16 protein-coding genes and 2 riboswitches are annotated in these 13,992 nt (G+C 42.6%); of the genes, 6 read left to right on the plus strand and 10 right to left on the minus strand.

From position 1 onward, the window contains the following. Nucleotides 1-122: 122 nt before the first annotated feature. From AC503W_RS04750 to AC503W_RS04760, 3 genes are read right to left on the minus strand one after another with little or no spacing between them, the layout of a single operon-like run. Nucleotides 123-944, minus strand: a complete 822-nt coding sequence (locus AC503W_RS04750; RefSeq protein WP_403123518.1) for a MetQ/NlpA family ABC transporter substrate-binding protein — start codon at nt 942-944, stop codon at nt 123-125. A 49-nt stretch (nt 945-993) separates the two neighbouring features. Then, a complete protein-coding gene (locus AC503W_RS04755) occupies nt 994-1,662 on the minus strand; it encodes a methionine ABC transporter permease (protein ID WP_402867670.1) in 669 nt (222 codons plus the stop codon). Beyond that, a complete protein-coding gene (locus tag AC503W_RS04760) occupies nt 1,649-2,665 on the minus strand; it encodes a methionine ABC transporter ATP-binding protein (protein WP_494916276.1) in 1,017 nt (338 codons plus the stop codon). The genes AC503W_RS04755 and AC503W_RS04760 overlap by 14 nt, the downstream gene beginning before the upstream one ends. Nucleotides 2,666-2,734: 69 nt before the next feature. Next, a riboswitch (SAM riboswitch) is annotated at nt 2,735-2,844 on the minus strand. A gap of 326 nt (nt 2,845-3,170) precedes the next feature. Between AC503W_RS04760 and AC503W_RS04765 the strand changes: the two genes are divergently transcribed. Continuing rightward, the gene (locus AC503W_RS04765) at nt 3,171-3,992 is read left to right on the plus strand and encodes an MBL fold metallo-hydrolase (RefSeq protein ID WP_407407208.1); all 822 of its coding nucleotides are present in this window, start codon (nt 3,171-3,173) and stop codon (nt 3,990-3,992) included. Between the two features lie 95 nt (nt 3,993-4,087). After that, a riboswitch (cobalamin riboswitch) is annotated at nt 4,088-4,289 on the plus strand. 228 nt (nt 4,290-4,517) lie between these two features. Beyond that, nucleotides 4,518-4,742: a hypothetical protein gene (locus AC503W_RS04770; protein WP_402867673.1), complete on the plus strand. Its 225-nt coding sequence runs from the start codon at nt 4,518-4,520 to the stop codon at nt 4,740-4,742. A 29-nt stretch (nt 4,743-4,771) separates the two neighbouring features. On the opposite strand, the gene AC503W_RS04775 is transcribed toward AC503W_RS04770, so the two are convergent. Genes AC503W_RS04775 through AC503W_RS04800 form a run of 6 tightly spaced genes read right to left on the minus strand, consistent with a single transcriptional unit; the run spans nt 4,772 to nt 10,299 of the window. Further along, entirely contained in the window at nt 4,772-4,963 is a 192-nt protein-coding gene (locus AC503W_RS04775; protein WP_402867674.1) for a hypothetical protein, read from the minus strand. A 58-nt stretch (nt 4,964-5,021) separates the two neighbouring features. Beyond that, nucleotides 5,022-5,225 (minus strand): YheE family protein, encoded by a 204-nt coding sequence (locus AC503W_RS04780; protein ID WP_402867675.1) that lies wholly within the window; start codon nt 5,223-5,225, stop codon nt 5,022-5,024. Between the two features lie 60 nt (nt 5,226-5,285). Next, nucleotides 5,286-6,428 (minus strand): YheC/YheD family endospore coat-associated protein, encoded by a 1,143-nt coding sequence (locus AC503W_RS04785; RefSeq protein ID WP_494916279.1) that lies wholly within the window; start codon nt 6,426-6,428, stop codon nt 5,286-5,288. A gap of 50 nt (nt 6,429-6,478) precedes the next feature. Continuing rightward, nucleotides 6,479-7,846 carry a YheC/YheD family endospore coat-associated protein gene (locus AC503W_RS04790; RefSeq protein ID WP_402867677.1) on the minus strand — a complete coding sequence of 456 codons (1,368 nt, stop codon included), beginning with the start codon at nt 7,844-7,846 and terminating at the stop codon, nt 6,479-6,481. A 3-nt stretch (nt 7,847-7,849) separates the two neighbouring features. Beyond that, nucleotides 7,850-8,920: a YheC/YheD family endospore coat-associated protein gene (locus AC503W_RS04795; protein WP_402867678.1), complete on the minus strand. Its 1,071-nt coding sequence runs from the start codon at nt 8,918-8,920 to the stop codon at nt 7,850-7,852. 29 nt (nt 8,921-8,949) lie between these two features. After that, complete coding sequence (locus AC503W_RS04800; protein WP_494916282.1) at nt 8,950-10,299, minus strand: YheC/YheD family endospore coat-associated protein; 1,350 nt, start codon at nt 10,297-10,299, stop codon at nt 8,950-8,952. Between the two features lie 138 nt (nt 10,300-10,437). On the opposite strand from AC503W_RS04800, the gene AC503W_RS04805 reads away from it, so the two are divergent. From AC503W_RS04805 to AC503W_RS04820, 4 genes are all read left to right on the plus strand, one after another. After that, complete coding sequence (locus AC503W_RS04805) at nt 10,438-11,577, plus strand: DUF445 domain-containing protein (RefSeq protein WP_494916284.1); 1,140 nt, start codon at nt 10,438-10,440, stop codon at nt 11,575-11,577. Between the two features lie 75 nt (nt 11,578-11,652). Further along, complete coding sequence (locus AC503W_RS04810; RefSeq protein ID WP_402867681.1) at nt 11,653-12,006, plus strand: YlbF/YmcA family competence regulator; 354 nt, start codon at nt 11,653-11,655, stop codon at nt 12,004-12,006. Between the two features lie 130 nt (nt 12,007-12,136). Next, the gene (locus tag AC503W_RS04815) at nt 12,137-13,003 is read left to right on the plus strand and encodes a Cof-type HAD-IIB family hydrolase (RefSeq protein ID WP_402867682.1); all 867 of its coding nucleotides are present in this window, start codon (nt 12,137-12,139) and stop codon (nt 13,001-13,003) included. A 122-nt stretch (nt 13,004-13,125) separates the two neighbouring features. Next, the gene (locus tag AC503W_RS04820; RefSeq protein WP_402867683.1) at nt 13,126-13,374 is read left to right on the plus strand and encodes a transcriptional regulator SplA domain-containing protein; all 249 of its coding nucleotides are present in this window, start codon (nt 13,126-13,128) and stop codon (nt 13,372-13,374) included. Nucleotides 13,375-13,421: 47 nt separating this feature from the next. Here AC503W_RS04820 and AC503W_RS04825 read toward each other — a convergent pair whose 3' ends face one another. Next, nucleotides 13,422-13,880, minus strand: coding sequence for a DinB family protein (locus AC503W_RS04825; RefSeq protein WP_402867684.1), 459 nt, complete (start codon nt 13,878-13,880; stop codon nt 13,422-13,424). Nucleotides 13,881-13,992 lie beyond the last annotated feature (112 nt).

Raw genomic sequence — 13,992 nt, forward strand, 5'->3', positions numbered from 1 at the left:
CTTTCCATTCCATTATATCCAAAAAGGGCAAAGCGGAAAAGAAAACAATGACTGCGTTCATAGGTATTGTTAATCAGTAAAGGCCTGCCCCAGACAGGAGCAGACCCATACTTGCTGTTTCCTTATTTCATCCAATCAGGTTTACCGAAGCCTTGGAACTTGTCATCAATCACCTTTTCAAATTCGGCACTTTCTACAACTGATTTGATATCTTTTGCAAATTGGGCGTCTTTATCCTTAGTGTTTACAGCCACGACATTGCGATACGTATCTGGCATGTTTTCTAAAGCAAGAGCATCTTGAAGGTCCATTTTGGCGGCAATCGCAAAATTACCAGGAACGGCCGATAGGTCAACACTGTCCGTTGCACGAGGTAATTGTGCCGATTCCAGTGGTTCGAATTGAATGTTCTTCGGATTCTTTGTTACATCTTTCTCAGATATTCTTAATGGGTCAACATCCGGATCCACTTCAATCAGGCCCTCATCCAATAAAACTTTAAGTGCACGGGAGAGGTTGACTGGGTCATTGGGAACGGCGATGGTCGCACCATCTTTAATATCGGCCAATGATTTGTATTCCGTGGAGTAAATGCCCATCGGTGCCGTTGGAACAATAATAAGGTCAGAGAGTTCTAAATCATGTTCCTTTGCGAAATTATCCATATACACTTTATGCTGAAAGAGGTTGGCATCGATCGAACCATTACCAAGTGATTTATTCGGCTGGATATAATCACTGAATTCGACGATGTCCACTTTGTAGCCAAGGTCTTCAAGTCCGGGTTGTATGGCCTCTATGACCATGTCGGCATAAGGTCCAGTCGTTGCCCCAATTTTTAATTCTTTTTTGTCCTCCGTTTTAGTTGTCGCATCGTCATTTCCGCAAGCTGACAACCCAAGGGCTAATGCACATATAGATAATAATGAAGTGATTTTTTTCATGAAAAATTCCTCCTTGTTTAATGTAGTGTCATTGTCAATATTCATGAATCTAACGTTTGTTTACATAGTGAGAGGCCTTATCGCCTATCATTTGGATGATTTGGACAAGACAGATCAGAACGACCACCGTTGTGATCATGATCGTGTTGTCATAACGGTAATAGCCGAAACGAATCGCGAGGTCACCGATTCCTCCTCCGCCGATTGTTCCTGCCATAGCCGAGAAGCCGATGAGTGATATCGTCGTTAATGTCACGCCTTGGATGATTCCAGGCCTTGCTTCAGGAAGAAGCACATCCTTGATGATCATCCATGGGGAAGCGCCCACTGCAATGGCGGCTTCGATCACTCCCTTATCTATTTCCCTCAATGCAGATTCTACGATCCTAGCGAAAAAAGGAATGGCGGAGACTGATAGGGAAACGGAAGCCGCTAGCGGTCCAATCGTTGACCCGGTAAGGAATTCGGTTAAAGGAAGCAAAGCGACTAAAAGAATGATAAACGGAATCGAGCGGACTAGATTAACCACGAAACCGAGGGATCGATTCAACGTGATATGTTCAAAGAACAAATTCCTGGTCGTCGTAAACAGCAATACTCCTAGAGGCAGTCCAATCAGGAGGGCAACCGCAAGGGAAATTCCGACCATATAAATCGTTTCCAGAAAGGCTTTATTAAGGTCAGGTAAAATATTGATGATGGAATCAAGCAGTGACATGCTTTAACACCTCCACAGATTGGGTCCGGCTTATTATGTATTCAAGGGCTACTTGCACTTCTTCAGGCTCACCAATCAATTCGATGATCAAGATTCCTAGAGGGACATCCTGGATATATTCAATTTTCCCATGCAGGATATTCCCTCTGACAGAATAGTTTTGTAGAGTATCCGAGAGAATCGATTCACCAGCGGTTTGCCCTTCAAATTGTATTTTGATAATCGTTCCTTTGTTTTCCCTTATAAGGTGGGGAGGAAGTTCAAAATCCAACACGCTGCTGATGAACTGCTTAGTCAGTTCTTGTTTGGGTTGGGAAAATATTTCATAAACAGGGCCATCTTCGATAATTCGTCCATCTTGCATGACGGAGACACGATGGCACAGTTCCTTGACCACTTCCATTTCATGGGTGATCAACACGATGGTGATGCCCAGTTCTTTATTGATCTTTTTCAACAACTGTAAGATCGACTTCGTAGTGGTTGGATCAAGGGCTGATGTCGCTTCATCACATAATAGGACGGTAGGGTCATTCGCTAAGGCCCGTGCAATGCCTACCCGCTGTTTTTGTCCGCCACTGAGTTGAGCCGGATAAACATCTTTTTTATCACGAAGGCCAACGATATCCAATAGTTCCAGCACGCGGTTAGTAATGACCTCCTTTGGTTGATGGGCGGCTTTCAAGGCGAAGGAGATATTGTCAAAAACCGTTTTGGAACTGACTAGGGAAAAATGCTGAAATATCATGCCGATTTTCTGGCGTTGTTTGCGAAGATCCTGGCTTGATAAGGTTGTTAAGTCGACGCCATCGATGATGATGCTACCATTGGTCGGACGCTCAAGAAGATTCAGACAGCGAATCAATGAACTCTTTCCCGCGCCGCTATACCCGACAATCCCATAAACCTCTCCCGTTTGAATGGTTAAAGATACATTATCCACTCCGATAACTCGGGTATTCTTCGAGATATATTCCTTTCGAACTGAACGAATTTCAATCATGATGCTATCCTCCTTATACATAAAAAAGCTACCTCTATCATTCAGAAAGAGGCAGCGAAATTATATCCCGTCTTATCTTTCAGAATGGTATTTCATTCTGCAGGAAGGGGCACCATTCCCGATGTGGGGCGGTTGCCGGACGTCATAGGGCCTGGTCCCTCAGTCACTCTTGATAAGTTAATTACTATTTTAGTATTTTATTATTTTTTTAATATAATCTATATTATTTGTTAAATACAGTAATGTCAATTATTTTTTGAATTTTATCAAGATTATGAATCGAACGATCTACTTGCCCAGATTATAGTGGCCATTTGCTAAGTTACACGGAACGTCCCGGATCTTACATGGCCTGTCTGCGTAAGAATATGGACTTTGATCACTCCCATCATTAGAAAAAATATTATACTTGTAAAAAGTATGGAGAGATAATACATTTATTGTAAGTAAATTAGAAAATAAAGGATGATGAGTTTTTCCAAAAAAATGATTGGGGTGGAAAGTCATGCTGGAAATGAAAACGATAAATGATGTGGTTTGCGTAAAAGGGACACCGGAAGGAAACAAATCAGGCATGAGCGTGAATGTGTTCTTAACCGATGGCATGTTAGTTGATACGGGGGCAAAAATCTTGTTGAAGGAACTTACTCCATTCTTTGAAACCGCTGATTACGATATGGTTGCGCTGACGCATTATCATGAGGACCATACGGGTGGGGCCGCATGGATACAGGAACATAGGAACGTTCCCATCTATATTCATCCGATGTCCCTCGATATTTGTGCAAAGGATGCAGAATATCCCGATTACCGTAGAGTTTTTTGGGGAGATAGGGATGCCTTCAAGGCAGAACCATTAGGAGGGGTCGTCCATTCACGCACTCAAACATGGGAGCCAATCTTTACGCCAGGGCATTCGAGGGACCATATGGTTTACCTGAACCATAGTAATGGCATGCTGTTTTCGGGTGACCTGTTTGTAACGCCGAAAACGAAGCTAGTTTTAAGGGAAGAATCTATCCCGGTCATCATGGAATCCATCAAGAAACTGCTTCAGTATGATTTTAAAGAGGTCTTTTGCTGCCATGCCGGATATGTCCCGAACGGAAAGGAAATGTTTGAAAGAAAGCTCAGTTACTTGGAAAATCTGCGCGGTGAAATTCTGCGTTTGCATGATCAAGGATTGGAAGTCCATGAAATTCAGCAAAACGTGTTGCCTAATCGGTATCCGCTTATCGAGATATCCGGTCATGAATGGGATTCGGAGCATATCATTACATCGATCCTGAAAGAGAGTAGGGTGTATTCAGAGGACAGGAAGAAATGATGAATAAGAGGAAAGAGGATAGATAGGGCCCAAGAACAAGGCAGGAGCCTCATTGTAATCCTAGTGAAAATTTGATACAGTTAAACTGAAAAATAGTATTTCGTCTAGAAATGGGTGCAGATAAGAAAGTGTAGCTTATCTGCTTAAAAGGGAAGTCGGTTAGAATCCGACGCTGTCCCGCAACTGTAAATGAGAGCGATTCGAAGGAATGCCACTGTCTTTTTTGCAAGAAAAGATGGGAAGGTTCGAAAAGCGATGATCATGAGCCAGGAGACCTGCCCGTTTTTAGCACAACGCCAGAAACCTACGAGGATAGGGGGTGTTAAGTGCGAAAAATTAGCAAGAACATGCTTTCTTATTTTTGTAGAAAAATGGGGAATCATGGTCATTTTTGTTATGTTTCGTTTGCACTCTAACAACTTCTGAATGGGAAGTTGTTTTTTGTTTTTTACAAGTCCATATTGGACAATATTCAAAAAGAATCCTGTTAATTAGACAGGACAGCTATCATAGGGGGCCATATCATTGTTTGGTACAGTTGAGCATTTTACGGACTATTTAAAAGCGCAAATCATGCGTAACTTTTGTGTGGAAGAAATGATATCTTTAGATGATTGCCGAGCAAGCTTGATTGAGGAAATCCAGGTTCATGGCAAAAACGTAGAAGATAGGAAAGAATACGAAGCAAATCTTGAAAGAGCCTTTAGCCAAGTGAATCTAGAAATATTCGGCTATCAAGAAATCAAGTAAAGAGCCGCCCATAAGGGAAGCCCTTGTTTTCAATCTTTATTGATGTTCGGTTCCGTTTCATCATGAAAGTCATGGGCTTCCTCAATGTTCAAGGTGTCCGCGGCTTCATAGACGTTTCCGCCAGCAAGTCCTTCATTGATGATACGATCGATATCGAGATATACAGAATCCTTACCGTCATACTCGGTATCCTTCAGAAATGTAATCTTTTCTTTATCCAAATGAAATCCCTCCTTGGCTTTTTATTAGTGTTAGCCAAAGAGGGATTCTTTATTCTATTTAGTCGTACACGTGGTACACCATTAAATCATGAATCATGCCCTTGAGTTTTTCTTCCTCTGACTCTACAGGCGGATTGGTTAACCACTCAATGGACCCATCTTTATGATAGAGGGCTTGGACGGCCAATTTATTGAAGTAAAAGGAAATCTTCCAGCCAGGTAAATTCTTGTGCAACGGCTTCCATTGAAAATGCGTAATCATATGTATAACCTCCATATCGCTGTTTCTCATTTCATTATAATGGAAAAAGCAGGATGGAGGTTATTTTCTTATGTGATTCGGAAAAGTTAATTCAATGAACAGGTTTTTTAAATGTAGTAGGCGGCTCGCTTCAATTTCCTCTTCATCAAATTGCATGGGTTTTGAATTGACTTCATAAATGAATAGAGCACCGGATGTATCTTCCCCGATATCAATGGAGAATTCCCCAAGAAAGCCAAACTTCCTGGAGAGGATGATTCCACATCTTTGCGCAATGTTCGCCAACTTCCTGTTTAACGGCCTCGTTTGTAGCTGCTGATAGGGAAAAAGCTTTCCCCCCCTTGGTGTATGGGTTGTGATTTCCTGGGTTTGCGACATCCTCACGCCCTTGCCGGTCACTTTATAAAACCCATTTTCATAATGAACAAGAATACGGTAATCGTATCGGTGTCCATTCAGTTTCTTTGGAATGACCGCTCGTTGGGCCAGATACCCCCTCTTTTTGAGCGACGCCTTATTGGCTTCCCAAAACGCGGAGAAATCAGAATACAATTCCTGATGTTTCAGGCTATTGAATTGGAGGGTGCCATCAGGTTTTTCTAGCAGGGTGTAGATGCCCTTACCTTGGCTTCCTTTGCATGGTTTCAAATAAATATGTTTGTGGAAATGTAAGAAGTCCGCTAGTTGGGTAGGGTCGGATAGGTCTATGGTCGATGGAAGATGGCGGGCTAGAGATCCATCTTCCGTCAATGCTTCGTACATCAAGTACTTATCTAAAAAATGAGGGTTGAATAAAGTGATACGATGTTCTTTAAAAAAGGAAAGGAGTTCTTGAAAACTTTCCGATGCTTCGAATCCCCTTTTGGGAATGCGATTATAAACGATATCGGGCAGTGGTAATTTTACCTCATTCCATGTGTTCGTTTGTGGAGAAAAGATGAAGCCTTTCATGTAGTTGGAAAGCAAGGATTCAACCGTGAATACATAGGCCAATATCCCATGATTCGATAAATATTGAGATAAATTCTGAAAAAGTGTCAAATTCCCCCCTATACCTGATTCCTTCTTTGGATCTAGAGAGGTCAAGATACCAACGACTAGCACCCGGTTTCCCGGAAATAAAGTAATCGGAAAAAGTGTCTGATCCTGGGTGTCCTGCTTAAAAGGGATTTCCTCATTCGCGGCTCCCGCATATAGCTGCATATCTTCCTCGTTATGGCTCCATCTCTCAGAGGGAACATCATAAAAAATGTTCATTTCTGTGTACCAATCGTTTGTGAAATCGTCTGTTCGGTAAGATAAATGGCATAATCAAGGCTGAGCTTCCTGGTTAAAAGTTCAAATTCCTTTAACTTTGGATGGGAAAAGATAGAACGGCCTGGTTTAGAATTAGCTTCGAACATCCATACTTGCCCTTTTTTATCCAATCCGAAATCGAAGCCGATTTCTCCTATGATGCCATCTAGGTGCTCCTCGATGCTTTCACTTAATATAAGAGCGGCTTCTGATAGCTTTTCCTCGATCCGTTTAGCTTCTTCGTCATCTCCGTATAGTTCGGCAACCGTCTTGATGACCCCGCCGCTTTTAATATGGGTCGTCACACTGCCAGCCCCGGAAACTTTTGCGGCGATGGCCGTCACTTGCCAAACCCCATTGCTGTCCTTGTTCGTATGGACCCTGAAATCCACTGGCCGCTTTGAAGAGCGGATTAACGGGATGCCTTGTTGAACGATCAGGTTCTCAAGCGGTCGATTATGAAATACATGTTTGAGGATGGATTCGAGTGTGGAAAACTTTTGTAATTTGTTTTCCTGTTCCTCATTTTTATACCGGCAATAGTAGACATTTTCATGCTTATCATACAGAATTTGATGAATGCCGAGGCCAAGGCTACCATGAATGGGTTTGATATAGACTTGGCGATAATGCGACAGAAGCGTCTCGACGACGGATAGAGATTGAAAAGGGTAGGTCTCCGGTAAAAATGGCAAAGCCCGATCATCCGCATTCAACCGTTCGTAAACATCCCATTTATTGAAGAAACCAGGATTGTACCAAGGAATCTTATATTCCTTTTGGAACTTTTGCTTCACTTCCTTTGGCCCCTCACGGTTTTCCGTCATTCGGTTGGGAAGCCGGTCATATACGACGTTGGGAAAAGGGAATTCATTGATCTGCCAGTTTTCCTTCTCATATACATATCCTTTAATCGTTTCTTGATCCCAATTGATGACATTCTCACCGAAAACAAAGGGGATACAACCGGTTGTTTGACTGAGAGAAAGTAATTTCGAAAAAAAGCCGGAACGTTCCCCAAGCGGTTTATTGGAAATGCCTGTGAAGCCTGATGAGAAAATTCCAATGAGCGGGCCGATATGAAGGCTCTTCCCGTATATAAATAAATGAAGGGGAGTATCGATCTCGTTGAACATCAAAGAATCTGCAAGACTATTCGAGAGTACGATTGATTGCTTGATGGCTGGATTTGGCTTGACGGCTGCAGGGCAGGAATGCTGCCCAAAATAAATTAATTCGATATCCCCCAGTTCCCCAAGGTCAGACGGATAAAAAAGGACGTGGCCGGGGATGTTGGCAATCTCTGCAGGGTATGTCTTTCGCATGGGTCATTCACCTGCTTTCAGAAGATGTTCGGATAAATATTGGCAATATTTGAACGGGGCTTGATAAATTTCTTTCATGGACTCTGGTTGGAGTGTTTGGATGATTTTTCTTCCGGGCTTGGAGTTAATGTCCAAGATCCAAATTTTCCCCGCCTTATCGATGCCTAAATCGATTCCAAGTTCGAATAGCCTTTGAAAAGCGCCTTCCGTCTCCACAGGGAGAGTCCGGAGGATATGCTGGATGGTTTGTTCGACGGTTACCGGGATGGAATCAGGATTCTTTTTCATGAAGTCTTCAAGCGATAAGGCCTCTCCGCCAGTCGTCAGATTGGAAGTGATATGATCTTGTTTCCCAAGACGAATGCCCCGCCCCCGTTCCAGCCACTGGTTTTTTTCGTTTTTCTGAAGCAAAATCCGTAAGTCGAATGGTTCGTTCTTCTGGTTGCTCAATTCTAAATAAGGTTGACATAGGTAACTATAGCGAGTTAATAAGTGCTGTAGCCATTTATTCAGTTGCGATTTTGATTCGAATTGGCGGTCATATTTCGTTCCTTTTTTGGTCATGGAGACGGTTGTGCCTTCCTTAGTTTTCGTCAGAAGGTAAATGCCAAGACCGCCTGATCCAAACTCGGGCTTAATGATGATTTTTTCCAGGCGTTCCATGTGCTCGATTATTTGCTCAGGTGTCGTGACCCGCTCCGTCTCTGGGAAAAAGGCTTGAAGCAGGGGATTGGTTTTCAATGTTCGGTAAACATCCCATTTGCCAGGGAGGCCAAGCCCAAGAAAATTCGAGTTTTCTTTTAACCAATTTATTTTCTCACGTATATCATTGTGCTCACGGGAAATGCCATGAAAACAACGGTCATATACAAAATCAGGAAGGTCAAGTGAAGCAGGAAGCCAAACTTCTTTTTCCCCATCAAAGCGCTCGCCCTTGATTTTCTTCGAATCAACGTCCATATTTTCCGGTACGAACTTACAAACATTCATGCCAAGGGTTTTAGCCGTCTTGGCTAGCTCGGTGAAATAATGATTTTCTTGTGTATCTTTCGTGGACATTAGCCCTATTAACACGTGCCAGCAACTCCTTTTATGGATGGTCTTCACTCATTTATCGCATACATAAACTCAATAATCGACTTTACAGATGGCCGGAATGTTTCATAGGTACCTTGGAATTTTTTTGAGGGCTTCGAATTCACTTCTATGATCCAAGGATGCTTGTTACTATCAAGGGCTAAATCGATACCCAGCTCCCCGAATAATTCCGGATGGTTGTCATCAAGCGCAACTGCCGTCTTCTTGGCTAAACGGATGAGGCTTTGATATAAACGTTTGGCTTCTTGGTGATCCACGATCTCTTTTAAAAAGTCGAAACCGTTCTTCATGACACCACCTTGTGCGAGGTTGGAAACGATATTTCCCGAATCCCCGATTCGTGCAACCATGGAGGTGACCTTCCATTGATGCTGTCCGTTTTTATGAAGCAGGATGCGGAAATCCACTAATTTCTGATCGATCTCGAATAAGGAAATCCCCTTTTGAAGGATGTAAGCTTGATTCCGGCAAAACTTTTTCAAGGCTGAGAATAATTTCTCCTTCGTTTCGATAGTATGGATATTGTTTTCTGTTCCGGCATGCTCGATTACCCATCTGCCCGATGATTCGGTCAGCTTGCAGATATTCCGCCCCTTACTGCCTGTCGAGGGCTTTAGATAGCTTACTGGATGCTTATCTAAAAATGTCATGAAGGGTTCCTGTTCATTAAACAGCACCGTCTCGGGTAAATGTGGAAGCAGGGTATAATCTGAGAGCAGAAGCTCATGCACATCATGCTTGGAAAGGAACCGCCCGTTGAACATGGGAATGGCAAGGGATTTCAATTCCGATGAAAAGTTTTCGAATAGTGGTGTTCCTTCCACCTTCCGGGAGTGGATCCGATTGTAAAACACATCAGGAATGGGGAGCTCAAGGGTCTCCCACCCATTCGCCCCTGGCCAATATCCTGTAAGGATCCCGTCCGCAAGTGGCTGTGGTTTTGCCAAAAAGAAAGGAAAGCCTTTTTGATTACAATAGGCTATCATCTCCTGATAAAATGGTTCCATTTCACCGAATGTGCCGCTCTGCAAGGGCCCCTGGTTAATGAGGACGGCAAGGAAAGGCGCTATTTGCAACGTTCTCTCCTCTGCATGAAAGGAAACGGAGACCGGCCCCGAGAAGGGAGGCAGAGATAAGAATTGGTTCGTATCATGTGAGATCTTTATGGTGGATTCCGGTGAGGCGAATGTTTGGACAAGTACCGGGACAGAACGCCGTCCGGCAATGAGAGTAAGAGGTTCTCCATATTGAAGGTCCCATTCCTGAAATAGTTTTTCTTCGACAAACAACAGTGCCTTCTTTCTTGTAGCAGCTGAATTTACCGTAATAAAAACTTTTTGGTATTTCAAGGTCATAATAATTCCCCGTTTGCACTAAGTTTGATATCCTTTTATAATTAAATGATGGGCAAAAGTGGATATCACATTCTATGTTTTTCAAAGTAGAACGTGTCATATAGCCCCTATTTCAAGCAATAAAAGGAGAAAAACATCATGGATGAGTTGTGGGTAAAAATACTGTTTATGGTCGTTGTCGGTGCAGTCATAGGAGGGTTCACCAATTTATTGGCAATCCGCATGCTGTTCAGACCCTATAAGCCCATATTTATTTTTGGAAAGCAGGTGCCGTTGACACCGGGTTTAATTCCGAAGCGGCAGGATGAGTTAGCCAAGCAGTTAGGGAAATTGGTCGTCGAACATTTAATCACACCCGAGAGCATTCAAAGTAAGGTTATTAATGATGCCTCTATAAAGAATATGAAGATTTTCGTACAGTCAGAAGTGAAGAAGGCGTTGTCCACGGAAAAAAGTACGGCACAACTGTTGGACCAATTGGGGATGAAGAATTCTTCCCTGACAATGGAACAGCGTTTACAGACATTCGTCCTTGGTAAATACGAAACATGGGCAGCGGAAAACCGAGGAAAGAGTCTACAAGACATCATTCCTTTGAATATCCAGCAAAAAGCGGTGAAATCAATCCCGGACATTTCGAAATATATCGTAACGAAGGGGAAAGAATACTTCAACAGTGCCGATGGCAAGGGACGACTCGAAGAAATGCTTGATGATTTTTTCAAAGAGCGAGGAAAAATGATTAACTTGATTCAAATGTTTATCGGAAATGAAAAGTTGATCGATAAGATTCAGCCGGAGATCATTAAATTCTTTGATCAATCCCGGACGGTCGACTTATTATCGGTCATGATGGAAAAAGAGTTGAGAAACCTTGAAAAATTGGATATGGAGAAAGTGGAAGGATTAATTGGAAAAGACACGATCCGCACGCTGATTACAGAAAAAACGGGAGAATGGATTCCGGTCGCTTCCATCATGGAAAAACCGGTTCGTGAACTGACGGCTAGTTTTGCGGATACCATCGTCAACAAAGGTGTTCCGATTTTTGTTGAAAAAGCCGCGGACTATTTAATTGTCCATTTCCAGCCACTCTTCCAACGACTGCATTTGGATGATATCGTGGAGGAACAGGTATCTTCCTTTTCCGTTTCACGCTTGGAGCAAATGGTTGTCTCCATCACTAAGAAGGAATTATCGATGATCACATATCTAGGTGCCCTGCTTGGTGGAATCATCGGTCTATTCCAAGGATTTGTGACCGTTTTATTAGGATGACGTGTAATTAGTAAAGGGATTTGTTATAGTGGGAAAGGTGTAGGAATACAATGATTACCGGGAGGGGAAAATTTTATGAGTAACGTGTATGATGCAGCATATGAAATGGAAAAAGCGATTCGATCAAGCAATGAATATGCAGACTTGCAACGGTTATATGATTTAGTCAATTCAGACCCAGCTACGAAAGGGATGTTCGAAAACTTCCGTAACTTGCAGATGACATTGCAACAAAAGCAAATGATGGGGCAGGAAATTGATCCCGAAGAAGTGGCACAAGCTCAAAAAACTGTGCAACTTGTTCAACAGAACCCAACGATTTCTCAATTGATGGAAGCGGAACAACGGATGAGCATGGTCATTGCCGACCTTAACAAAATCATCATGAAGCCACTAGAAGATTTATACGGCCCAGCTGAACAACAATAATACCAAAAAAAACTCCTTTGCCTTATGGCGAAGGAGTTTTTTTGAAAAAGAAAGACAAACTGATCCTGTTCTACTCTACAAATTTTAGTCATAAATTTGAAAGAGGATATTACAGATGGGGGAGATCTACATGGTATATCGTCTATTAGCGGTTAACATTGATGGAACATTGCTTCAGTCCAATGGCCGTTTAAATAAATCGACCAAAGAGGCCATTGAGTATGTTCACGATAAGGGTGTCCATGTTGCACTTGTAACGTCAAGAAACTACCATTCTGCCAAAAAAGTGGCCAAAGCCCTAAAAATAAATCCAATGATTGTTGCCCAACACGGAGCTTTTGTCGGTGCATCCATCGAGAAACCCATCATGGTAAAAAGAATGTCAGAAGAATTGACCGTGGAACTCGTGCAAATGCTGGAGAAGACCAATTCCCAAATAATGCTCCATCATGAAAAGTACTCCCTTGGCAATCGAGTTAATCTCCCGGAAAACTTACTCGGTAAAACGGTCATGTATACGAATGACCAAAACATTTATGCCCAAAACTATGTGGATGACATAAGCGAAGAGCTTATGGATCATCCTATGTCCCCGACAAAAGTTGATATCATATTTACTGAGCAGAAAGATCAAGTGGAAATGCACAAACTGGTAAAAGACATGTTTCCGGAAGTTGAAGTGACTACAAATCCTGGGCACAGGCTGACAATCGTTCCGAGAGGTGTTTCAAAATGGAGTGGCGTTTTGTATTTAGCGGATCATTTAGGCGTGAAGCGGACCGAAATCGTATCGATTGGGGACGGACTGGATGATATAGAGATGATCGCGGGATCAGGTTTGGGTGTTGCCATGGGAAATGCGGACCCTGAAGTCAAAAAAGCTGCCAAATGGGTCACCCGCTCGAACGATGATGACGGGATTGCCTATATGTTGAAAGAGTTCTTCCGCAAGCAGCACCCGATTGGATTCTTACAGAAGATGAATATGCTCAAGTGAAAGATGCTGCTCCCTTCCATCATGGAGGGTTCTTTTTTTTGTTGATCAGGTTTATCTTTCCAATAAATAATTTCGTTCATTATCCGTAAACTAAGTAAATCCCTAAGGAAAGGAAGAATGTAATGGACGTTATTAATGCAAAAGAAGTACAAGTTGGCGATGAGGTGTTTGTCATTTATAATAATCCGCACGTTCCCTCAGTTTCAAACGTAAGGGCTGCAGAAATTGTGCAGCATCCGAAAGATCCTAATGCAGTCGCTTTATTCCTGAACGATACCTTTCATACGATTGAAGATGATGATGCATTATTTTCATCAGAAGCGGCTGCGGAACAAGCCTATAGTAATTTCATTAATGATCAATTGACATGAGAAAAGTAAGAAGCCCCCGCTTAGGATAGCGGGGGCTTCTGTTTATGTCATTTTGCAGCGTGAATCACACGTAGCATCGCATGAATTTGGCCCATATGGTAAGTTTCATGGAAGAGGGCAAGGTTCACCATTTCCCCATATGTTTCGAACCCTTTGAATGGTTCTTCGAGTTTTTCGGCCAAACGCTCTTCAGGAATGGCAAGAAGACGATCAAGCTGTTCTTTAAATTGCTCAATTAATACTTCAACAGAAGGGACTTCATCCGTCCAATCAGCAGGACTGGTTCCTTGAGCAAAGAATTCAGCGTAATTGGCGGGCAAGTTACCTGCTGTAGGATGGTCAAGCAAGAACTTTTCCGTTACAAATAATGTATGGCCAAGATGCCAGTGAATATTATTATTAAATCCTTCGGGTTGAATATCTGTCAGTTCAGGGGTAATCCGGTCGATGACCCTCTCGAAGAACTTACCTCTAATTAGGGAAAAACGTTTTTGTAATGGGTTCATGTTAGTAGCTCCTTCTAGTTGTCGCAATAAAAACGTCCACCGCCAACGACAATGGTACGCTTGTCAGCTTGTAATGAGATTTCAGTCTTTCTAATGATAATCTATTTATGAA

The sequence above is a fragment of the Peribacillus suis genome (genome assembly GCF_059384845.1).